Source organism: Cupriavidus sp. CuC1 (assembly GCF_044627735.1).
GTDB lineage: Bacteria > Pseudomonadota > Gammaproteobacteria > Burkholderiales > Burkholderiaceae > Cupriavidus > Cupriavidus ulmosensis.
On sequence record NZ_JBIUHC010000165.1, the window covers coordinates 1 to 22,050 of the forward strand.

General features: G+C 65.2%; 19 protein-coding genes. 10 read left to right on the forward strand and 9 right to left on the reverse strand.

Going from position 1 to position 22,050, the window contains the following annotated elements; genetic code table 11:
- The 7 genes from rluB to ACGLHR_RS42290 all read left to right on the forward strand — a co-directional run.
- A partial coding sequence (rluB, locus tag ACGLHR_RS42260) for a 23S rRNA pseudouridine(2605) synthase RluB (protein WP_400101848.1) occupies nt 1–1,784 on the forward strand: 1,784 nt, incomplete at its 5' end.
- 331 nt (nt 1,785–2,115) lie between these two features.
- Nucleotides 2,116–2,604 (forward strand): ribosome maturation factor RimP, encoded by a 489-nt coding sequence (rimP, locus tag ACGLHR_RS42265; RefSeq protein WP_400101850.1) that lies wholly within the window; start codon nt 2,116–2,118, stop codon nt 2,602–2,604.
- A complete protein-coding gene (nusA, locus tag ACGLHR_RS42270; RefSeq protein WP_043347317.1) occupies nt 2,601–4,076 on the forward strand; it encodes a transcription termination factor NusA in 1,476 nt (491 codons plus the stop codon). The genes rimP and nusA overlap by 4 nt, the downstream gene beginning before the upstream one ends.
- Nucleotides 4,077–4,170: 94 nt before the next feature.
- Nucleotides 4,171–7,071: a translation initiation factor IF-2 gene (infB, locus tag ACGLHR_RS42275; RefSeq protein ID WP_267603565.1), complete on the forward strand. Its 2,901-nt coding sequence runs from the start codon at nt 4,171–4,173 to the stop codon at nt 7,069–7,071.
- A gap of 63 nt (nt 7,072–7,134) precedes the next feature.
- Entirely contained in the window at nt 7,135–7,503 is a 369-nt protein-coding gene (gene rbfA, locus ACGLHR_RS42280; RefSeq protein WP_006162086.1) for a 30S ribosome-binding factor RbfA, read from the forward strand.
- 117 nt (nt 7,504–7,620) lie between these two features.
- Nucleotides 7,621–8,568 carry a tRNA pseudouridine(55) synthase TruB gene (truB, locus tag ACGLHR_RS42285; protein WP_400101853.1) on the forward strand — a complete coding sequence of 316 codons (948 nt, stop codon included), beginning with the start codon at nt 7,621–7,623 and terminating at the stop codon, nt 8,566–8,568.
- A 389-nt stretch (nt 8,569–8,957) separates the two neighbouring features.
- The gene (locus ACGLHR_RS42290) at nt 8,958–9,347 is read left to right on the forward strand and encodes a GreA/GreB family elongation factor (RefSeq protein WP_400101855.1); all 390 of its coding nucleotides are present in this window, start codon (nt 8,958–8,960) and stop codon (nt 9,345–9,347) included.
- A gap of 99 nt (nt 9,348–9,446) precedes the next feature.
- Here ACGLHR_RS42290 and ACGLHR_RS42295 read toward each other — a convergent pair whose 3' ends face one another.
- The 4 genes from ACGLHR_RS42295 to ACGLHR_RS42310 all read right to left on the reverse strand — a co-directional run bounded on the left by ACGLHR_RS42295 (nt 9,447) and on the right by ACGLHR_RS42310 (nt 14,452).
- A complete protein-coding gene (locus ACGLHR_RS42295; RefSeq protein WP_400101856.1) occupies nt 9,447–11,051 on the reverse strand; it encodes a DHA2 family efflux MFS transporter permease subunit in 1,605 nt (534 codons plus the stop codon).
- A 2-nt stretch (nt 11,052–11,053) separates the two neighbouring features.
- A complete protein-coding gene (locus ACGLHR_RS42300; protein ID WP_267603562.1) occupies nt 11,054–12,304 on the reverse strand; it encodes an HlyD family efflux transporter periplasmic adaptor subunit in 1,251 nt (416 codons plus the stop codon).
- A gap of 58 nt (nt 12,305–12,362) precedes the next feature.
- Nucleotides 12,363–13,883, reverse strand: a complete 1,521-nt coding sequence (locus tag ACGLHR_RS42305; protein ID WP_267603561.1) for an efflux transporter outer membrane subunit — start codon at nt 13,881–13,883, stop codon at nt 12,363–12,365.
- A gap of 89 nt (nt 13,884–13,972) precedes the next feature.
- Nucleotides 13,973–14,452 carry a MarR family winged helix-turn-helix transcriptional regulator gene (locus tag ACGLHR_RS42310; protein WP_400101858.1) on the reverse strand — a complete coding sequence of 160 codons (480 nt, stop codon included), beginning with the start codon at nt 14,450–14,452 and terminating at the stop codon, nt 13,973–13,975.
- 223 nt (nt 14,453–14,675) lie between these two features.
- On the opposite strand from ACGLHR_RS42310, the gene typA reads away from it, so the two are divergent.
- Nucleotides 14,676–16,496, forward strand: a complete 1,821-nt coding sequence (gene typA, locus ACGLHR_RS42315; RefSeq protein ID WP_174428207.1) for a translational GTPase TypA — start codon at nt 14,676–14,678, stop codon at nt 16,494–16,496.
- A 104-nt stretch (nt 16,497–16,600) separates the two neighbouring features.
- On the opposite strand, the gene ACGLHR_RS42320 is transcribed toward typA, so the two are convergent.
- Nucleotides 16,601–17,497 carry a sterol desaturase family protein gene (locus ACGLHR_RS42320; RefSeq protein ID WP_400101860.1) on the reverse strand — a complete coding sequence of 299 codons (897 nt, stop codon included), beginning with the start codon at nt 17,495–17,497 and terminating at the stop codon, nt 16,601–16,603.
- Nucleotides 17,498–17,739: 242 nt separating this feature from the next.
- On the opposite strand from ACGLHR_RS42320, the gene ACGLHR_RS42325 reads away from it, so the two are divergent.
- Together ACGLHR_RS42325 and ACGLHR_RS42330 are read left to right on the forward strand one after the other, a co-directional pair.
- The gene (locus ACGLHR_RS42325) at nt 17,740–19,314 is read left to right on the forward strand and encodes a methyl-accepting chemotaxis protein (protein ID WP_400101862.1); all 1,575 of its coding nucleotides are present in this window, start codon (nt 17,740–17,742) and stop codon (nt 19,312–19,314) included.
- Nucleotides 19,315–19,412: 98 nt separating this feature from the next.
- Nucleotides 19,413–20,489 carry an enoyl-CoA hydratase/isomerase family protein gene (locus ACGLHR_RS42330; RefSeq protein ID WP_400101864.1) on the forward strand — a complete coding sequence of 359 codons (1,077 nt, stop codon included), beginning with the start codon at nt 19,413–19,415 and terminating at the stop codon, nt 20,487–20,489.
- 165 nt (nt 20,490–20,654) lie between these two features.
- Here ACGLHR_RS42330 and ACGLHR_RS42335 read toward each other — a convergent pair whose 3' ends face one another.
- The 4 genes from ACGLHR_RS42335 to ACGLHR_RS42350 form a co-directional block, all read right to left on the reverse strand.
- A complete protein-coding gene (locus tag ACGLHR_RS42335) occupies nt 20,655–20,873 on the reverse strand; it encodes a hypothetical protein (protein ID WP_267603557.1) in 219 nt (72 codons plus the stop codon).
- Nucleotides 20,874–21,052: 179 nt separating this feature from the next.
- Nucleotides 21,053–21,319 carry a hypothetical protein gene (locus ACGLHR_RS42340; protein WP_267603556.1) on the reverse strand — a complete coding sequence of 89 codons (267 nt, stop codon included), beginning with the start codon at nt 21,317–21,319 and terminating at the stop codon, nt 21,053–21,055.
- A 95-nt stretch (nt 21,320–21,414) separates the two neighbouring features.
- Nucleotides 21,415–21,672, reverse strand: coding sequence for a hypothetical protein (locus ACGLHR_RS42345; protein ID WP_267603550.1), 258 nt, complete (start codon nt 21,670–21,672; stop codon nt 21,415–21,417).
- Between the two features lie 58 nt (nt 21,673–21,730).
- The gene (locus ACGLHR_RS42350) at nt 21,731–21,988 is read right to left on the reverse strand and encodes a hypothetical protein (protein WP_400101866.1); all 258 of its coding nucleotides are present in this window, start codon (nt 21,986–21,988) and stop codon (nt 21,731–21,733) included.
- Nucleotides 21,989–22,050: the final 62 nt, after the last annotated feature.

Consider the following 22,050-nt stretch of genomic DNA (forward strand, 5'->3'; position numbering starts at 1 on the left):
CGGACGGCGACACGGCAGCCCCTGCGGGCGGCCCCGACGCGGGCGATGCGCAGGCCGGGCGTGGCGACGGCGCAAGGAAAGGACGTACCCGTGGCAAGCGCAAGCCGGCCGAAGGCGAGAGCGTGCAGGCCGGCGAGCAGCAGGGCGAACGCCCGGCGCCGCGAGGCGCTCGCCGCACCTTTGGCGCCGACAATGCCGAAGGCGTGAGCGAAGCTGGCGGCGAAGCCGCGGGCGAGCGCCAGCGCGATGGCGCGCGTGCCAACCCTAACGGCAATGGCGCCCGCAAGCGCAAGCCGCAGCAAGGCCAGCAGCCGCAAGGCGTGGCCCGCCGCAGTGGCGCCGAGGGGCAGCAAGGCGGCCCGCGCCAGCAGGGCAAGGCAAACAAGGGCAAGGGTGGCGCGCAGCGCCCGGCCGCGGGTGTGCCCGAGAAGGCGCCCGCCGCCGCGAGCGGTGAAGACCTGTTCCGCTTTGTCATTTCCGGTCAGTACGACCAGGAAGAGTCGAGCGGCCCGCATGCCCGGGTCAAGCCGGTGCGCGAGCTGTCGGCAGACGACGACGCGCCCAAGCTGCACAAGGTGCTCGCCGAGGGCGGGCTGGGTTCGCGCCGGGAAATGGAAGAGCTGATCCTGCAGGGCCGGGTTTCGGTCAATGGCCTGCCTGCCCATATCGGCCAGCGCATCCTGCCGGCCGACCAGGTCCGGGTGAACGGCAAGCTGATCCACCGCCGTGTGTCGTCCAAGCCACCGCGCGTGTTGCTTTATCACAAGCCGTCCGGCGAGATCGTCAGCCAGTCGGATCCGGAAGGCCGTCCGACCGTGTTCGACAGCCTGCCGCGCATCAAGGCAGGGAAGTGGGTGGCCGTGGGCCGCCTCGACTTCAATACCGAGGGCTTGCTGATCTTTACCTCGTCGGGCGATATCGCCAACAAGTTCATGCATCCGCGCTACGGCGTGGAGCGCGAGTATGCGGTGCGTACGCTGGGCGAGCTGGCCGAGGCCGATCGCCAGCGCCTGCTGCACGGCATCAAGCTCGACGATGGCGAGGCCAATTTCCTGCGCATTGCGGACGGTGGCGGCGAAGGCATCAACCACTGGTACCACGTGGCGCTGACTGAAGGCCGCAACCGCGAAGTGCGCCGCATGTTCGAGGCTGTCGGCCTGACCGTGTCGCGCCTGATCCGTACCCGTTACGGCCAGTTCCTGCTGCCGCGCGGCTTGAAGCGCGGCCGCTGGCAAGAACTCGCGGCGGACGACGTGCGTGCGCTGATGGCATCCATCGGCCTGAAGGCGCCGTCCAAGGGCGATAGCGGTCCCAGGGGCGGCAGCAAGGTGGGTGGCCGCCAACAGCGCACCGAGGCAGCCATTGCCGGCATGCCGATGCCGACCGGCATGGACGGCCTGCCGCGCGTCAATCGCAGCAACGGCCCGCGCGGCAGTGGCGCTGGCCGCGGCCAGCCGGATCCGATGCAAACCTCGATGGGTTACATCGGTGGCCCGACCCTGCTGACGTCGCATACCACGAAGCTGGGCGGCGGCGCGGCGGGTTCCCCCCGCGGTCCGGGCGGCCCGGGTCGCGGTGGCCGCAGTGGCGGCCGCGGCGCCGGAATGGGTGGCATGGGCGGCATGGGCGGCGGCATGGGCGGCATGGGCGGCGGCATGGGGGGCGGGCAGAACCGTTCCCAGCGTCGCGGTGGTGGCGAAGCCAATGGGAATGTGATGCCGCAGGGCGGAAAGCCCAACGGCAACCGCCGTCCTCGTGGCGGTGGCCGCGACGGCAATCGTTGAGCGATGCGAGGCGGGGCGCCATGGGCAGGCTTGGCAGGGAAAAGGGCGGCACAGGCCGCATCCCCTGTCTGGCCAAAGCCCGGTGCCTTTGCCTTTTGCACCGCGACAGCGTATAATCAAAGTCTATTCAAAAGTCATCCTGCAAAAGGGTGGGCAAATGATGGGCATTGCGCCCATTTTTTTTTGCTTCGCTCGTTTCGTGTGCTTGCCGTGTTTCACGGCGCGCCGGTCGGGATGACTGGCAGGCAAGCTGGCTGAAGCCGTCAACCAAGACGGCCGTGCCGATGGGCTGGGTCTGCCACGGTATTGATGGCCATTATTCGGGAATACAGTGCATCTGGCAGATTTGATCGAAACCACCCTGAACGGCATGGGGTACGAGCTGGTTGAGCTCGAGCGCGCTCCAGGCGGACTCATGCGCGTCTACATCGATCAGCCTGAAACCGGCATCGTCATTGAGGATTGCGAGAAGGTAAGCCGTCAGCTTACCCACGTGCTCACCGTCGAGAACATCGACTATGAGCGCCTCGAAGTGTCCTCGCCGGGGCTGGACCGGCCGCTCAAGAAACTGGCTGACTTCGTCCGCTTCGCGGGCCAGGAAGCCAGGGTTACCTTGCGCCTTCCGGTCAATGGCCAGAAGAATTTCGTCGGCATCCTGCAGGCGCCTACCGGTGAGCCGGGGGCAGAGCAGATTGGCCTCGAGTTCGAAGGCCAGAACGGCACGGCGCTGCTGGAATTCACCATATCCGATGTTGATCGCGCACGCCTGGTGCCGGTGATCGACTTCAAAGGAAATCAGAAAAAAGGGAACAAGCAATGAGCCGCGAAGTTCTGTTGCTCGTCGATGCGCTTGCGCGTGAGAAGAACGTCGACAAGGATGTGGTATTCGGTGCGCTGGAAGCGGCACTCGCTTCGGCAACCAAGAAGCGTTTCGAGGAAGACGTGGATATTCGCGTCGCCATCGATCGTGAGTCCGGTGAGCACGAGACGTTCCGCCGCTGGCTTGTAGTCCCCGATGAACAGGGCCTGCAGGAGCCGGACAAGCAAATCCTCATGTTCGAGGCGCGCGAGCAGGATCCGGACATCCAGCTGGATGAATTTGTCGAAGAGCAGATCGAGTCGGTCGAGTTCGGCCGTATCGGTGCGCAAGCCGCCAAGCAGGTGATCCTGCAGAAGATCCGTGACGCCGAGCGCGAGCAGATCCTCAACGATTACCTTGATCGTGGCGAGAAGGTCATGACCGGCACGGTCAAGCGCGCCGACAAGAAGGGCCTGATCGTCGAGTCCGGCCGCGTGGAAGCGCTGCTGGCCCGCGACCAGATCATCCCCAAGGAGAATCTGCGCACTGGCGATCGTGTCCGCGCATATATCCTGAATGTGGATCGCACCGCACGCGGCCCGCAGATCGAGCTCTCGCGCACCGCGCCCGAGTTCCTGATCAAGCTGTTCGAGAACGAAGTGCCGGAGATGGAGCAGGGCCTGCTGGAAATCAAGGCAGCCGCTCGCGACCCCGGCGTGCGCGCCAAGATCGCCGTAGTGGCGCATGACAAGCGTATCGATCCGATCGGTACCTGCGTCGGCGTGCGCGGCACGCGGGTGACCGCGGTCCGTAACGAGATCGGCGGCGAGGCGGTCGACATCGTGCTGTGGTCGGAAGATCCGGCCCAGTTTGTGATTGGCGCCCTGGCGCCCGCACAGGTACAGTCGATCGTGGTAGACGAAGAAAAGCACAGCATGGACGTGGTGGTCGACGAGGAAAACCTCGCCGTCGCCATCGGCCGCAGTGGTCAGAACGTACGCCTGGCGTCCGAGCTGACCGGCTGGCAGATCAACATCATGACGCAGGAAGAATCGGCACAGAAGCAAGCCGAGGAAAGCGACGTGGTGCGCAAGTTGTTCATGGCCAAACTGGACGTGGACGAAGAAGTGGCTGACATCTTGATCGACGAAGGTTTCTCCACGCTGGAAGAAGTGGCCTATGTGCCCATCAGCGAGATGTTGGAAATCGACGCCTTCGATGAAGATACCGTCAACGAGCTGCGCAACCGCGCCCGCGATGCGCTCTTGACGATGGAACTGGCCCGGGAAGAAAAGGTGGAAGAGGTGTCGCAGGATCTGCGCTCGCTCGACGGCCTGACCCCGGAACTGATCGGCAAGCTGGCCGAAGGCAATATCCACACGCGTGACGAACTGGCCGAATTGGCCGTCGACGAACTCGTCGACATGGTTGGTCTTGGCGAGGATGATGCCCGCGCGCTGATCATGAAAGCACGGGAACATTGGTTTAACTGAGGGACACGCTCACGTGGTGCTTTTCCAGGCTGCTTGAGCGCGCATTCCGCACACAATTGTCCCGACGTATAAACCGAGCATTGAAAGGGTTTGAATGGCAAGCACAACAGTTGCCCAACTGGCCGCAGAACTGAGCCGCAGCGCAGCTGCCCTGCTGGAACAATTGCAGGCAGCTGGGGTGGGCAAGGTGACGCCTGACGACATCATCACCGAATCCGACAAGACCAAGTTGCTGGATTACCTCAAGCGTTCCCACGGGGCGGCCGATGACAGCGCGCGCAAGAAGATCACGTTGACCAAGCGTGAGACCTCCGAGATCCGCCAGGCCGATTCCACCGGCAAGACTCGCACGGTGCAGGTCGAGGTGCGCAAGAAGCGCGTCCTGATCAAGCGCGACGAGGCTTCCGCCGATGGTGCCGATGGCCACGAAGTGGTCGAGCTGCCGGTCGATGCGGCCGAGCAGGTACGCCAGGACGAGGAAGATCGTCAGCAGGCCGAGTTGCTGGCACGCCAGGAAGCCGAGTCCAAGGCACGCCAGGAAGCGGCCGAACGCGAGGAAGCCGAGCGTCGCGCCAAGCAAGAAGCGCTGGAGGCCGAAGAACGCCGCCAGGCTGAGCTCGCCGCCCGCAAGGCGGAAGAGGAAGCTGCTGCCCTGCGCGCCGCCGCTACGGCCAAGGCGCCGGAAGACGACGATTCGCGCAAGAAGGCCGAAGACGAAAAGGCTCGCCTGGCCGCCGAACGCGCTGCCGCGCAGAAGGCCGCCGACGATGCCAAGCAGGCTGCCGACAAGGCGCGTGCCGAGCAAGACGCAGCGCGCAAGCGCCGCGAGGCCGCCGAAGCCGAAGCCCGTGCCATTCAGCAGATGCTGAATGCGCCGGCACGCGTGCTCAAGGCGCCCTCGGAGCGCAAGGCTGAAGAAAAGAAGGCCGAGCAGACCGGTACGTTGCACAAGCCGGTCAAGCCGCCTGGCACTGAAGTCAAGAAAGAAGAGAAGAAGCCCGCAACGACCACCGCCACCGCTACCACCACCGTCGACAAGAAGACCGGCAAGGTCGTGAAGGCTGGTACCTCCTCGACCTGGCAGGACGAAGGCTCGAAGAAGAAGGGCAGCGGCCTGAAGACCCGCGGCGATTCGTCGGGTGGCGTTGGCGGCTGGCGCGGCGGTCCGCGCGGCCGTGGCAACCGTCATCAGCAAGACGATCGCGGCACGAATTTCCAGGCGCCGACGGAACCGGTGGTGCGCGAAGTGCACATCCCCGAGACCATTTCGGTGGCCGACCTGGCGCACAAGATGGCCGTCAAGGCTTCCGAGGTCATCAAGCAGATGATGAAGCTCGGTCAGATGGTGACCATCAACCAGGTGCTGGACCAGGAAACCGCCATGATCGTGGTGGAAGAAATGGGCCACAAGGCGTTTGCCGCCAAGCTGGACGATCCGGAAGCGCTGCTGGTGGTGGGTGGTGAAGACCACACCGACGCCGAGCAGCTGCCGCGTCCGCCGGTGGTGACCGTGATGGGTCACGTCGACCACGGCAAGACCTCGCTGCTGGACTACATCCGTCGTGCCAAGGTTGCGGCAGGCGAAGCCGGCGGTATTACGCAGCACATCGGTGCCTACCATGTGGAAACCGAGCGCGGCGTGATCACCTTCCTGGACACCCCGGGTCACGAGGCCTTCACGGCCATGCGTGCTCGCGGTGCCAAGGCAACCGACATCGTGATCCTGGTGGTCGCGGCCGACGACGGCGTGATGCCGCAGACGAAGGAAGCCATTGCCCACGCCAAGGCGGCGGGCGTGCCCATCGTGGTCGCGATCAACAAGATCGACAAGCCCGAAGCCAACCCGGACCGCGTCAAGCAGGAACTGGTGGCCGAGCAGGTGCTGCCGGAAGAATACGGTGGTGATTCGCCGTTCGTTCCGGTGTCCGCCAAGACTGGCGCCGGCATCGACGACCTGCTCGAGCAAGTGCTGCTGCAGGCCGAAGTGCTGGAACTGAAGGCACCGGTGGACGCCCCGGCCAAGGGCCTGGTGGTGGAAGCCCAGCTGGACAAGGGCAAGGGCCCGATCGCGACCATCCTGGTCACCAGCGGCACGCTCAAGCGTGGCGACGTGGTGCTGGCTGGCAGCGCTTATGGCCGCGTGCGTGCCATGCTGGACGAAACCGGCAAGCCGACCAAGGAAGCAGGTCCCTCGATTCCGGTCGAGATCCAGGGCCTGTCCGAAGTGCCCGCGGCTGGTGAAGAAGTGCTGGTGCTGCCGGACGAGCGCAAGGCGCGCGAAATCGCGCTGTTCCGCCAAGGCAAGTACCGCGACGTCAAGCTGGCCAAGCAGCAGGCGGCCAAGCTGGAAACGATGCTGGAGCAGATGAGCGAAGGCGAAGTGCAGACGCTGCCGTTGATCGTCAAGGCCGACGTTCAGGGGTCGCAGGAAGCGCTGGTGCAATCGCTGCAGAAGCTCTCCACCGAAGAAGTGCGCGTACAGATCGTGCACGGCGGCGTGGGCGGCATCTCGGAGTCGGACGTCAACCTGGCCACGGCCTCGAAGGCGGTCATCATCGGCTTCAACGTGCGTGCCGATGCTGGCGCGCGCAAGCTGGCCGAGAACAACGGCATCGATATTCGCTACTACAACATCATTTACGATGCGGTAGACGAGATCAAGGCGGCAATGTCGGGCATGCTGGCACCGGAAAAGCGCGAAGTCACGCTGGGTACGGTCGAAGTGCGCCAGGTCTTCCGCGTGCCGAAGATTGGCGCGGTGGCCGGTTGTATGGTCACCGACGGGCTGGTCAAGCGTACTGCCCTGGTACGGGTGCTGCGCAACAACGTGGTCATCCATACCGGCGAGCTCGATTCGCTCAAGCGCTTCAAGGATGACGTCAAGGAAGTCAAGCAAGGCTTTGAGTGCGGGTTGTCGATCAAGAACTTCAACGACGTTCAGGAAGGCGACCAGCTCGAAGTGTATGAAATCACCGAGGTGGCGCGCACGCTGTAAAGTGTGTTGCGGGCGGCGGGCCAACTGGCCCGCCGCTGCCCTTCTCGACAGCAAGCGTATTGAATGGCCAAGAAAGGCAATATCTCCTCTCGTAATCTCCGGATTTCCGACCAGATCCAGCGCGACCTGGCCGAGATGATCCAGCGTGAGCTGCGCGATCCCCGCCTGGGGCTCGTCACACTGCAGTCGGTCACGCTGACCCCCGACTACGCGCACGCCAAGGTGTACTTCACCGTCCTGGCGGCTGATGCCGCGGAAGTGGAGGGCATCCTCAACGAAAAGTCCGGTTACCTGCATTCGCTGCTCTACAAGCGGCTGCATATCCATACCGTGCCGACGTTGCGCTTCTTCCACGATACCTCGGTGGAGCAAGCGATCGAGATGTCCAAGCTGATCAAAGAAGCCAACTCCACGCGCGCAAAAGAAGACTGAAAGACGGCCCGTCACCACGGGCCGTTTTCTTGTTGGCGCTTGTTGCTTCGTGTCTCCTTTGTCCCTGTCTGTCGCGCCCGGCCCCGAAGCTCTGCCGGCGTCACATAGCTCCCCGTCATGACCGATCCCAAAACCAATCGCCCGCCCCGGCAACCGCGCCGCGAGGTGCATGGCGTGCTGCTGCTCGACAAGCCGCTCGGCCTCTCGTCCAACGATGCGCTGGTGCGTGCCAAGCGCATGCTGCGCGCGCTCAAGGCAGGACACACCGGCACGCTCGACCCGCTGGCCACCGGCTTGCTGCCGCTGTGCTTTGGCGAGGCGACCAAGTTCTCCCAGGACCTGCTCGAGGCCGACAAGACCTATGAGGCCGCCGTGCGCCTGGGCCTCAAGACCGCTACCGGCGACGCCGAAGGCGAGGTGATCGCCGAGCGCCCGGTAACCTGCGATATCGATGCCCTGCGCGCGGCCATGCTGCGCTTCGCGGGCGAAATCGAGCAGGTACCGCCGATGCATTCCGCGCTGAAGAAGGACGGGCGTCCGCTGTACGAATACGCGCGTGCCGGCCAGACGGTGGAGCGTGCCGCGCGCCGCGTCACCATCCGCGAAATCACGCTGCTCGATTGCGGGCTGCCGCAGGCGCCCACGTTCAGCATGCGCGTGACCTGCAGCAAGGGCACCTATATCCGCACGCTGGCCGAGGACATCGGTGAGGCGCTCGGTTGTGGCGCGCACCTGACGGGCTTGCGCCGCACGGCGGTGGGAGACCTGAGCCTGGACGGCGCGGTCACGCTGGAGCAGATCGAGCACCGCACCGACGATGAGCGCCCTGGCATGCTTGCGCCGGTCGATGCGCTGCTGCAGCGTTGCGTAGCGGTGACGCTCGACGAGGCCGCGATGGCCCGCTTCCTGCAAGGTCAGCGCATCGCGCAACGCGACCTGCCGGCGGGAGTGGCGCTGGCGGAAGACGAACTCGCCAGTGTCTATGGCGGCGAGCCGCGCCGATTGCTTGGCGTGGCGCGCATGCGTGAGGGCGCCTTGCGGCCCGAACGGCTGGTCAAGCTCTGACGTGGCTAAGGTGGCTAACGCAGCCGCATCGGACAGGAAAGCCATGCTAAGTGGTGCGATTGACGGTGAAATTGCCCGCAGGGGAGGTAATGGCTTCCCTTGGTCGCGGAAATTTGTTTAAATGTCAATTATTGGCCGCGCCACCTCGACCCACCCGGTGTCCGCGCGCGCGGCCTGACGGCAAAGTTCTCGTGACCATCCTCATTTTGCGTCTTCGCGCGGCAACAGCCGCCTCGCTCGCTGCCGCCCGGTACCCGGCCTGACCCATCTACACGGTGCGTCGAAGCGCAGCGCACCGGGCCGAACCTCGCTCCCCCTAGATCCCTCTAGAAGCGAAGCCAAATGTCACGCGCGTGACCACGTCGCGCGCATTGACACCGGGAGTCAGCATGCGAAAGACGGTTTTCCTTACCCCTTGCGATATCGAGCGCCTGAGCGCGCTCGCCGCCGATCGACAAACGGCGGCGCCGCAGCGCAAGTCCATCCGCGACGTCATCGAGCGTGCCGTGGTCGGTACCCCCGATACCCCCGGCACCCGTGCGCACAAGGTGGTGACGCTCAACACGCCTTTTCTCTGCATCGAGGCGCGCCATCGCGAGCATTTCGTCTGGCGCATCGTGTACCCGGAGGAGGCGGATTTCCGGCGTGGAAAGCTCTGCGTGCTGTCGCCCGCCGGCATGGCGCTGCTCGGCGCGCCGGCGGGGCGGCATGTGCGCCTGCCTGTCGCCGATGGTGCGCAGTCCGTAGAGTTGGTGGTGCAGGAAATCCTGACGGCCTGAGGCTGGGGCGTGGGAGGGGGCAGGGCCAGAGAGCACGAGGCCGATGCCTGTGACGGCATCGGCCTCGGCCTCACGGTGCAGGGGGTGAGGTTAGTGCGGCTAGTGCGCCCCGGCCGCGGAGGCGTCCAGGTCGCCTCCCTTCTTCGGCTTGGTCAGCCAGACAAAGACGATCAGCACGAAGAACAGCACGCCCGAGATCCAGAAGATATCGTTGGCGCCCAGCATGGCCGCCTGCTGCGAAATGCTGCGCTCGATCTGGCCGTTGGCCTGGGCCTGGCTCATGCCCATCTGCATCAGGTGATTGAGCTGGTCGATATAGGTGGGGTTGTACGGGTTGACCTGCTCCACCAGTTGCGCGTGATGCAGCGCCGTGCGGTTTTCCCAGATGGTGGTCGAGATCGACGCACCGATTGCGCCGAACGTGATCCGCACGAAGTTGGACACCCCGGAGGCCGACGGAATCTTCTCCGGCGGCTGGCCCGACAGGATGATCGAGGTTAGCGGGATGAAGAACATCGCCATCGCCGCGCCCTGGATCAGAGTCGGGATCATCAGCGTGCGGGTATCGACCTGCAAGGTGAAGCCCGAACGCATCAGGCTGACCACGCCAAAGGTGACGAAGGCCATGGTCGCGACCCAGCGCGCATCCATCTTGGGCAGGTTCTTGCCAATCAGCGGCGACAGCAGGATGGCGAAGATCCCGACCGGCGCCATCACGATGCCGGCATCCGTCGCGGTATAGCCGACGATGGTTTGCAGCCACAGTGGAAGAATCACCAGGTTGCCGAAGAACAGGCCGTAGGCCACCGAGATGGCCACCACCCCCGCGCTGAAGTTACGTCCCTTGAACAAGGTGATATCGACGATCGGATGCTTCTCGTAGCTCTCCCAGATCAGGAAGAACAGGAAGCCGACAATGGCCACCACCGTCAACACCACGATGGAGGTCGAGTGGAACCAGTCCAACTCCTTGCCCTTGTCGAGCATCAGTTGCATCGAACCCACCCAGATCACCAGCAGCGCCAGCCCGATCCGGTCGATCGGCAGGATCTTGATGGCCGTCTCGCGGTCGCGGTAGATCGCCCAGGTGGCATAGGCGGCGCCAAGGCCCACCGGGATGTTGATGTAGAAGATCCACGGCCAGGTCATGTTGTCCGAGATCCAGCCGCCCAGCAGCGGCCCCATGATCGGCGCCACCAGCGTGGTCATGCCCCATAGCGCGAGCGCCATGGTGCTCTTCTGTGGCGGATAGCTCGACAGCAGCAGCGATTGCGACAGCGGAATCATCGGCCCGGCCACGGCGCCTTGCAGCACGCGCGCAGCCAGCAGCACTTCGAGGTTAGGTGCCACGCCGCACAGCCACGAGGAGATCACGAACAGCAGGATCGACGTGATGAACAGCCGCACCGCCCCGAAGCGCGTGGTCATCCAACCGGTCAGCGGCACCGAGATGGCATTGGCCACCGCGAACGAGGTGATGACCCACGTGCCCTGGTTGGGCGCCACACCGAGGTCGCCCGAGATGGCCGGGATCGATACGTTGGCGATCGAGGAGTCGAGCACGTTCATGAACGTGGCCAGCGACAGCGCGATGGTGCCCACGATCAGCTTTCCGCCCGACAACGGCGCGGGCGCGGCGGGACGCGCCGCTGGCGCCGGGGCGCCAGGCGCGGCACCGTCGCGCGCGGGAAGGGAGGTAGCCATGTTCAGGTGTTGGCGGGCTTGGCCGCAACAGGCGCCGATACCGGCGCTGCCATGGGCTCGCCCGCCTGGCGGCCGCCGTTGTTCAGCGAGATGACGCGGGCGATCAGCGCGTCGGCGTCCTGCGCGACCTTCTCATAGACGTCGGTCTGCATCGGGCGCGCGACCGTGGCGTTGGTCATGGCCGCGCCTTCTTCCTTGCGCACGTCCACCGTCACGTTCATCGACAGGCCAACCCGCAGCGGGTGGTCCTTGAGTTGCTGCGGGTCCAGCGCGATGCGCACCGGCAGGCGTTGCACCACCTTGATCCAGTTGCCGGTGGCGTTCTGCGCCGGCAGCAGCGAGAAGGCCGAGCCGGTGCCGGCCGAGAAGCCTTCCACCTTGCCGTTGTAGGTCACCTTGGAGCCATACAGGTCGGCCTCCAGCGTCACCGGCTGGCCCACGCGCATATGCGTGATCTGCACTTCCTTGAAGTTGGCGTCGATCCACACCTGGTCCAGCGGCACCACGGCCATCAGCGGGGCGCCCGGGGCCACGCGCTGGCCGACCTGCACCGAGCGCTTGGCCACGTAGCCGGTCACGGGCGCGGGCAGCGTCGAGCGCGCGAACGAGAGATAAGCGGCGCGCAGGTTGGCGGCGGCGCGCTGCACGTTGGGGTGTTTCTCCACGGTGGTCTGGTCGGTCAGCACCTTGTTCGATGCGAGTTGCTCGCGCGTGGCCAGCAGTGCCGATTGCGCTGCCGTGAGCGCGGTCTGCGCGTGGGAGATTTCTTCGCCCGAGACCGCGCCGGAGCCGGCGATGGCCTCGCGGCGCTTGAGGTCTTCACGCGCCTTGGCCACATCGGCCTCACGCATGGCCACGTTGGCAGCCAGCGAGCCGTTGTTGACGTAGAGGGTGCGCACTTCACGCACGGCTTGCGCCAGTTGCGCCTCGGCCTGCTCCAGGGCGACCTGCGAATCGGCGCGGTCGAGCTGGATCAGGGGCTGGCCCGCGGTGACCAGCTGCGTGTCGTCGGCCCCGATCGAGATCACGGTGCCGCCGACCAGCGGGGTGACCTGCACCACGTTGCCCGCGACATACGCGTCGTCGGTGCTTTCGAAGTGGCGCGCGTACAGGCCCCAGTAGATGCCGTAGGCCACGCCGGCCACCACTACCGCGGCGGTCAGCGAGAGCAGCAGGCGCTTGCGCTTGCCGTTGTTGTTGACGGGAGCCGCCGGGGAGGCGGGAGTCTGGGCCGCTTGCTTGTTATCGCTCATGATCGTCTTTTAAGAATGCTGTCGGTACTGCTCGTTGTTCTTGAGGCCGCTTAGCCGCTTAGCCGCGTGCCTCTGCCGGCTTCTGCGCATCCGTCCCAGCGCCTTCGGCTTGTTCCTGGTAACCCCCGCCGAGCGCTTTCATCAGGCCCATTTGCAGGTCCAGGCGGCGCGCCTGCAGGTCGGTGGCAAGGCGGCGTTGCTGCAGCACGTTGCTTTCGGCATTGAGCACCGTGAGCTGGGTGCCCAGCCCGGCCTTGTAGCGGATGGTGGACAGCGAGTAGGCGCGCTCGGCCAGAGCAAGCGCCTCGCGCTGGGCCGTGATCTGCGTGTCCACGCTGCGGATGCTGGCCACCGTGTCGGCGGTTTCGCGCAGCGCATCAACCAGCGCCTGGTTGTAGTTGGCCACGGCGAGGTCGTATTGCGCGTACTTGCCCTTCAGGTTGGCGCGCAGCTTGCCGCCCTCGAAGATCGGCAGGCTGATGGCCGGGCCGATGCCAAAGGTCCGGCTGATGCCCATCAGCAGGTTGGACGGGTCCAGCGAGGCAACGCCGGCGAAGGCGGACAAGGTGACGGCCGGCAGGAATTCCGTGCGCGCCACCTCGATATCCTTGCTGGTGGCCTCCACGCGCCAGCGCGCGGCAACCAGGTCCGGGCGGCGGCCCAGCAGATCGATGGTGAGATTGTCCGGCAGCAATGGCGTGCTCTGCGCCAGGATGGTCGGGCGCTGGATCGCCAGGCCGCGGTCCGGGCCCTTGCCCAGCAGCGCGGCGAGCTGGTTGCGCGCCAGCAGGATATCTTCATCCACGCGCAGCAGGTCGGTCTGTGCGGATGCCACCGTGCCGCGCGCCTGCGTGGTTTCGACCTGGGTGTCCAGGCCGGCGTTGAGCCGGTCGCGCGACAGGTCGCTCAGGCCGCGGCGCTGGGCGATGGCGCGCTCGGCCACGTCGCGTTGCGCGTACACGGCGGCCAGCCGGGCATAGGTGCGGGCGACCGACGTGGTCAGGATCAGGCGAGAGGCCTGGCTTTCGGCCTCGGCGGCGCGGTCGTCGGACAGCGCGGCTTCCAGCGCCTTGCGGTTCTTGCCCCAGAAGTCGAAGTCATACGAAAGCCCAGCCTGCAGGCGTGACTGGTTTTGCCACGAGCCGGCCAGTGGCGTGCCTTCGAACAGGTCCGTTTGCGAGAAGCGCTGGCGCACCAGGCTGCCTTCAAAGTCGACGTGCGGGTACAGCGCGCTGCGCGTGGCGTCGGCCATCGCACGGGAGGCTTCCACGCGCGCGAAAGCGGCTTGCAGGTTGGGGCTGTCCTTCACCGCCTCATCGACCAGGGCGCGCAGTTGCGGGTCCTTGAACTGGTCGACCCAGTCGAGCGAGGGCCATTGGCCATGCTGCGAGGGCAGGGTCTGGGCGCTGGCGAGCGAGGCCGGCGCGGTAACGGTCTGCGTGCTGTGCGAGTTGCCAAACGCGGCGCAGCCTGCCAGCACCGCGGCCGCCAGCGCGGTCAGCGCCAGCGTGCCGGCCCGGCGGCCCGCTGCGCGCGTGCGCGGCGACAAGGCGGAAATAGAAGAGAGAGCTTGGTTCATCTAGGTGCCCTGCGACAGGGCGTTAGTGTTTGTTCTTGTATTGGAGAGATCGTGGTGCCGCTGGCGTCACTGGCCGGCAAGCCTGGCGGCTACCCGCTGTTGTTGCCGATGATCCGGAGCAGCATCGAGCGGAAGGTTTGCAGTTCGGCCTCGGAGAAGCCGCGGAAATGCCGGTTCAGCACGCGGCAGTAGATCTGGGGCAACTGGTCCACGAGGACCTGGCCGGCGGGCGTGATCGACAGGTCGACCACGCGCCGGTCGGCATCGCTGCGCTGGCGCTCGATCAGGCCACGCTTTTCCAGGCGGCTGAGCAGGCGCGTGACCGAACCCATATCGCAATTGAGCTCCCGGCCAAGGTCGGTCACCGTGCTGCCACGTCCGGCGGCCAGCATCATCAGGCAGGTAGCCTGGGCGTGTGTGATGTCCAGGCCATCGACTTCCTGTTCCACGCCGTGTGACAGCACGTTCTTGGCGCGTGCCATCAGATAGCCAATGCTTTCGCCCATACGGTATTCGGCCGGGTCGAAGGGGAAGGCTTCGTCGGAAATGGGCTGGATCTGCTCGGACATCTCGGCTAGGTGCTTGTCGCTGCAATGTTTGCCGTGGCAACTATATGTTTAGGTTCGCCGAACCGCAAGGACGGCAATTTGCTATTGCGGATATCGCAATAATTGGGTTTGTGGCGGCGGGACGGCCTAGGAAGCTTCCCAACGTCGTCCTCGGGTTTTGCGCCGCAGCATGCTACAATTTCGGGTTATCTTTTGATGCTCAGCCCCAAAGCGAGACGCTGCAATGACCCGCGCCATCCGCAATATCGCCATCATCGCTCACGTCGATCATGGCAAGACCACTCTGGTCGACCAACTCCTGCGCCAGGCAGGCACCTTCCGCGACAACCAGCAAATGGTCGAACGCGTGATGGACTCGAACGACATTGAGAAGGAACGCGGGATCACCATCCTCGCGAAGAACTGTGCTGTCGAATACAACGGCACCCACATCAATATCGTCGATACCCCTGGCCACGCCGACTTCGGCGGTGAAGTGGAGCGCGTGCTGTCGATGGTCGACGGCGTGCTGCTGCTGGTTGACGCTGTCGAAGGCCCGATGCCCCAGACCCGTTTCGTCACGCGCAAGGCGCTGGCGCTGGGCCTGAAGCCGATCGTGGTGATCAACAAGGTCGACCGTCCGGGCGCGCGTCCGGAATGGGTGATCAACCAGACGTTCGACCTGTTCGACAAGCTGGGCGCCACCGACGAGCAGCTCGACTTCCCGGTGATCTACGCATCCGGCCTGAACGGCTACGCCGGCCTGACCGACGACGTGCGCGAAGGCGACATGAAGCCGCTGTTCGAGACCGTGCTGGCCAAGGTGCCGGTCCGTGACGACAACCCGGATGGCCCCCTGCAGCTGCAGATCATCTCGCTCGATTACAACAGCTATGTCGGCAAGATCGGCGTAGGCCGCATTTCGCGTGGCCGCGCCCGTTCGCTGCAAGACGTGGTGGTCAAGTTCGGCCCGGAAGGCAACCCCATCAAGGGTCGTATCAACCAGGTGCTGAAGTTCCAGGGCCTGGAGCGCGAAATCGTGGCAGAAGCCGAAGCCGGCGACATCGTGCTGATCAACGGCATCGAAGAACTCGGCATTGGTTGCACCGTGTGCGCACCGGACGCGCAGGACGCGCTGCCGATGCTGAAGGTCGACGAGCCCACGCTGACCATGAACTTCTGCGTCAACACGTCGCCGCTGGCCGGCCGTGAAGGCAAGTTCGTGACCAGCCGCCAGCTGCGTGAACGCCTGGACCGCGAACTGAAGTCGAACGTGGCGCTGCGCGTGGCCGAGACCGGCGACGACACTATCTTCGAAGTGTCGGGCCGCGGCGAGCTGCACCTGACCATCCTGCTGGAAAACATGCGCCGCGAAGGCTACGAGCTGGCCGTGTCGCGCCCGCGCGTGGTGTTCAAGGAAATCGACGGCGTCAAGCATGAGCCGTACGAACTGCTGACCGTGGACGTCGAAGACGGCCACCAGGGCAGCGTGATGGAAGAGCTGGGCCGCCGCAAGGGCGAACTGCTCGACATGGCGTCCGACGGCAAGGGCCGCACCCGCCTCGAGTACCGCGTTCCGGCCCGTGGCCTGATCGGCTTCCAGGGCGAGTTCCTGACGCTGACGCGCGGCACCGGCCTGATCAGCCACATCTTCGACGACTACGCGCCCCTGCGCGAAGGCGGCCTGGGTGAGCGCCACAACGGCGTGCTGATCTCGCAGGACGACGGCGATGCCGTGGCCTACGCACTGTGGAAGCTGCAGGATCGCGGCCGCATGTTCGTCAAGCCGGGCGATGCGCTGTACGAAGGCATGATCATCGGCATCCACAGCCGCGACAACGACCTGGTCGTGAACCCGATCAAGGGCAAGCAGCTGACCAACGTGCGCGCCTCGGGTACCGACGAGGCCGTGCGCCTGGTCACGCCGATCCAGATGTCGCTGGAATACGCCGTGGAGTTCATCTCCGACGACGAGCTGGTGGAAATCACGCCGAAGAGCATCCGTCTGCGCAAGCGTCACCTGAAGGAGCACGAGCGTAAGCGTGCTTCGCGCGAATCCGTGTAAGCGTTTTCGCCTCAGGCAACCTTGCCAACAAAAAACCGCGCCTTGTGCGCGGTTTTTTGTTGCCTGTCTTTCGTGGCGCCTCTGGCAATCGAGCGATCAAGCCATCAGGCGTCCTGGCTGCGATCCGTCCCGAGCGCGGTGGCGGTCCGCGGCACGTCCCCGGCCGCCATATCGCGCGGATGACGCCACTCTGGCGGCTTCCAGAGATGGCGCAGGTCGCGATGACGCCACGCGTCCGTGAACATGTCGCGCCATTCATGGAAGGTGAGGGTGATCGGGTTATGGCTCGCGATGCGCCGCGTTATGCCGTATTCGGGCGGCGCCTCTTCGGGCACGAAGGAGCCGAACATGCGGTCCCAGACGGTCAGCACGCCCGCATAGTTGCGGTCGATGTACTGCGGGTTGCGCGCATGGTGCACCCGGTGGACCGAGGGCGTATTGGCCAGCCATTCGAGCCGGCGCCAGCGTCCGCCCAACCGGGTGTGCACGAAAAACTGGAAGGCCAGGTTCAGCCCCACTGCCAGGATCACCCAGTCGGGCGTGAAACCGATCAGCGCCAGTGGAATCCAGAACAGCCACATGCCCGAGAGCGGATACGTGAGGCTCTGGCGGAACGCCGTCGAGAAATTCATGCCCTCCGAGGAATGATGGGTGACGTGCGAAGCCCACATCCAGCGTACGCGATGGCTGGCGCGATGAAACCAGTAATAAAGGAAATCCTGCAAGAGCAGAAGGAGCAGGAACGACCAGACGGTCTGCGGCATCGCCTTCAGGCCATGCTGGTAGCTCCACGTGTAGACCGTGTGCACCATCAGCCACAGGAAGAACGCATCCGACGCCTGGTGCATCAACGCCAGCGCGGCGTTGGATGCGGTATCGCGCAGGCTGTAGATGGCGGGGTCGCGGCGCGCCCAGTACCAGGCCTCCGCGCCGATGGTCAGCAGGAAGACCGGCGCGAATGCCAGCAGGATCAGGCCGGGATCGATTGTTGACGGTGTCATGCGCAAAGTGTTGCCCGATTCTGTCTGTTTTGTCTTGAGGCGATCCTCTATACGCCCGTGCGGCGTTGCCAGATGCGCACGCTGATGCACCCCAGAATGCTTACTGCGCACATTCGCATTACTGACCATTTTGCACGACTGAATATCAGCATGCGCGGGGTCAAGGCGCGGCGAGGGGCGCCGTTATAGCGGGGCGGCCAAAAACGCAGCCGCATCAGCACTAAATCCAACGGGGAGCCCTCATGTTTCGCAACACTACTATCGGCACAAGATTGTGGATTCTGACTATCGTCACCAATGCATTGTTGCTGATTGTCGGGGCCGTAGGCTGGCTTGGCATGTCGCGCAGCAATGACGCCACGCGGCAGATCTACCAGCAGCAACTCGCCGCCGCGGTCAACCTGGCCGAGGCGCGTTCCAACCAGTTGCTCGTACGCGTCTTGCTCGACCAGGCCACCTTTGCCGCCGATCCCGCCGATGCCCGTGCGCGCGCCGATACCGCGCAGGGGTTTGCGCGCCAGTCCGACGCCGCTTGGCAGGCCTACCTGGCGTTGCCGCGTTCAGCGGAGGAAGCCCGCGCGGCCGCGGACGTAGCCGCCAAGCGTGAGGCGTTGTTCACGCAAGGCGTGTCGCCGATGATCGCGGCGCTCAAGCAAGGCGACCGCGAGGCGGTGATGCGCGCGGTGCTGGAGACCATTCCCAAGCTCGATATTGCCTTTACGGCCGTCAACACTGAACTGAGCAAGCTGCAGCTCGCCGGTGCGCAGGAGGTCTATCACGGCTCGCAGGAGCGCTACACCACGCTGCGCTCGCTGTCGATCGGCGTGCTGCTGTTCGGCCTGTGCTTCAGCACCGTGGTGGCCTGGCGCCTGCGCCGCTCCATCGTGGGGCCGCTGGATGTGGCCATTGCCCGCTTCGAGCGTATCGCCGCCGGCGATCTTGGCGCGAAGGCGGATGGCGCCGCCTTCGCCTCCGCTTCCGGCGCCGAGGGCGAGCGCAGCGAAACCGGCCGCATGCTTGCCATGCTCGGCCGCATGCAGGAAAGCCTCGCCGCGATGGTGGCCGACGTGCGTGGCGGGGCCGACTCCATTGCCGCTGCCAGCAAGCAGATTGCCAGCGGCAACAGCGATCTCTCGCAGCGCACGGAGCAGCAGGCTGCATCGCTCGAGGAGACGGCGTCCAGCATGGAGGAACTCACGGGCACGGTGCGCCAGAATGCGGACAGCGCGCGCGAGGCCAATGACCTGGCCAGCAACGCCACCGGCCTGGCCGAGCGTGGCAGCGACGCGGTGGCGCGCGTGGCCAGCACCATGCAGGCGATCGACGCCAGCGCCAACAAGATCGTCGACATTATCGACGTGATCGAGAAGATCGCGTTCCAGACCAATATCCTCGCCCTCAACGCGGCGGTGGAAGCCGCGCGGGCCGGCGAGCACGGACGTGGCTTCGCGGTAGTCGCGGGCGATGTGCGCGATCTCTCGCAGCGCTGCGCGGGCGCGTCCAAGGAGATCCGCACGCTGATCGGCGACTCGGTGTCGCGCGTGCGCGCCGGTGGCGAGATGGTCGAGCAGGCAGGGCAGGTGATGCAGGAAATGGTGGGCGCCGTGCGCTGCGTGAGCGGCATCATGGGCGGCATCAGCTCCGCGTCCGATGAGCAGTCGCGGGGCATCGAGCAGGTCAACCAGGCGGTGGCGCAGATGGACGGCATGACCCAGCAGAACGCCGCGCTGGTGGAGCAGGCCGCCGCGGCAGCGGCTTCGCTGGAGGACCAGGCGCAGCGGCTCACCGGGCTGATGTCCGCATTTCGGGTGGCCTGAAGGGTGGCCTGAAAGCGGCGCCGCCAACGCCGCTCCGGGGAGCGGCCCGCAGCTTGGCTGGTGTAAAGTTGTGGGTTGCATTCGCGGAGAAAAGAGACATGACTGACTTGGTCACAAGCGAGATCCAGGGTGGCATCGGCTACCTGACGCTGAACCGGCCCCAGGCGCTCAACGCGCTGTCGCTCGAGATGATTCGCGCCATCACCACGGCGCTCAATGACTGGGCGGTGGCGCCCGAGGTGGTGGCCGTGGTCATCGCCGGCGCCGGCGGCAAAGCCTTCTGCGCCGGTGGCGACATCCGCTTCTTCCACAAGGCCGCGCTCGCCGGCGATCCGGCGCTCGACCAGTTCTTCGTCGAGGAATACGCGCTCAACCACCTGATCCATACCTACGCCAAGCCTTACATCGCGCTGATGGACGGCGTGGTGATGGGAGGCGGCATGGGCATCTCGCAAGGCGCGCGCCGCCGCCTGGTGACCGAGCGGACCAAGATGGCGATGCCCGAAACCAACATCGGCTTGTTCCCGGACGTGGGCGGCGGCTGGTTCCTGTCGCGCACGCCCGGCCGCCTGGGCGAGTACCTGGGCCTGACCGGCGCCATGATCCATGCCGCCGATGCGCTCTACGCGGGCCTGGCCGATGCCTACCTGCCGGGTAACGCCATGGCCGAACTGGTGGACGTGCTGCGCGCGCGCCAGTTTGCCGATGGCGATGCCGTGCTGGCCTGTATCGACGAAGCCACCGCGGCGCACCGTGCTGCCTGCCCGCCGGGCGAAAGCCACCTGGCCAGGCTGCAGGACGAGATCGACCACCTGTTCGCCGGTGCTTCGGTGACCGGGATCGTGGCAGCGGTGAGCGACGCCGGCTCCGACTGGGCCGCGCAGACCGCCGCCATGCTGCGCGCCCGTTCACCGCTGATGCTCAACGTCACGCTGGAGCAGATCCGCCGCGCCCGCACCATGGCGCTGAACGACGAACTGCGCATGGAGCTGGACATGATGTACTACGTGTTCCGCCACGGCGATGGCGTGGAAGGCATTCGCGCGCTGGCGGTCGACAAGGACCACGCGCCGAAGTGGCAGCCCGCGCGTCTCGACGAGGTGACCCGCGAGCGCGTGCGCGCCTTCTTCGATAGCCCCTGGGCGCACGGCGAGCATCCGCTGGCGGCGCTGTAGGCTGGCGACCGGCGGTTCCTTTCGCGCAAATGGATCGAGCGCAACGCGCCACCTTATCCGCCAAAGCTCCCCCAAAACCAAGCGCCCAAAAAGACTGACGCCCGTTACCGACAGGGCAACGGGCGCGGAGGGCAGAATATCGCTGCCTTGCGCTTCTGATTCGGCTTACTTGCGCTTGATGTCCCCGGCCGGCCGCGCCTGCGTGCCTGCCAGCGGTTGGCCTGGAAAGCCCTCCGGATAGCTGATGACGCGCAAGGCTCCCCCGAGCTTGCGCGACGTCCATGCATGACCGGCGCGCGCTCTCGCGCCGCCTGTGATTGCCACCATGGCTTCTCTGTCGAGATCCACGCTGTCCGGCAAATCCTTGATGACGATGACGGCCATGACTTCCTCCTGCAGGGTGGCGAAGGCCGGCGCGGCCGGGGTTCGCCGGGTGGGTGCGCGCGATGCGGCAAGCCCAGCCAGATCAGTATAGGCCACGGGTTTTACCTCCGGGGCAGTGCCAACTCGTGCGTAACAGCCGTGGAAACCCTTGGGTTTCCACGGAGCGGGGCGCATTTCGCTCAGACCGCGGCGTGGGTGGCGGCCCACTGCGACGGGTTGACGTCGATGCTCAGCGGCCCAAAGCCGGCGCCGATCACGCCGACGTTGTTGAGCGTGTTCACGTTGATGCTCTGCAACTGGGCGATGTTCTGGTTGACGTTGACATTGACGTTGGCCACCGGGCCCAGTCCTTGCAACCAGGAATTGGCGCCGCCGCGTACCGCGGCTAGCGACTTGCTGTCGAGGTCTTGGTTCAGGGCGAGGTCGCGCACGATGATGGATGACATGATGGTTCTCCTAGACTTCACTTGATCACTGGAAATGGTTGGAACCGGCTGGCAACGTAGGCGGCGGGGCCGCCTCGCGCGGGTGCCGGGACCATTCAATAGATGTTGTTGCTGGCGTTCTGCGTCGACTTCACGTGGGATTTGATGTCGTCGGCAAAGGCCGTGTTGTTGCCGTTCATGTTGACGACATTCTGGGTCTGGCCGATCAGCTGCGAGGCGTTGAAGGTCGAGTCGATCTTGGTCAGGCTGAAGACGGGCATGAAGGGCACGAAGCCGCCGCGCACGGCGCGCATGGCGCGAGCGTCGAGTTCTTCGGTGACCGACAGGTCCTTGATGGCGAGGGTGGTAGTCATGGCAGTTCTCCGGGGTATTCAGTAGTTTGCGAATTCAGCGTGGGGCGTGGCCCGCGGCTCAATAGATGTTGTTGCTGGCGTTCTGCGTCGAGTCGACACGGGACTTGATGTCGGACACGAAGGCGGCGTTGTTGCCGTTCATGTTGACGACATTCTGGGTCTGGCCGATCAGCTGCTGGGCATTGAAGGTCGAGTCGATCTTGACCGCGCTGAAGACGGGCAGGAAGGGCACGAAGCCGCCGCGCACGGCGCGCATGGCGCGGGTGTCGAGTTCTTCGGTGACCGACAGGTCCTTGATGGCGAGGGTGGTAGTCATGGCAGTTCTCCTTGGGAGCGATTGGGACTTGGGTTCGGTTGGTTTGAGCATTGTTTCTGCGC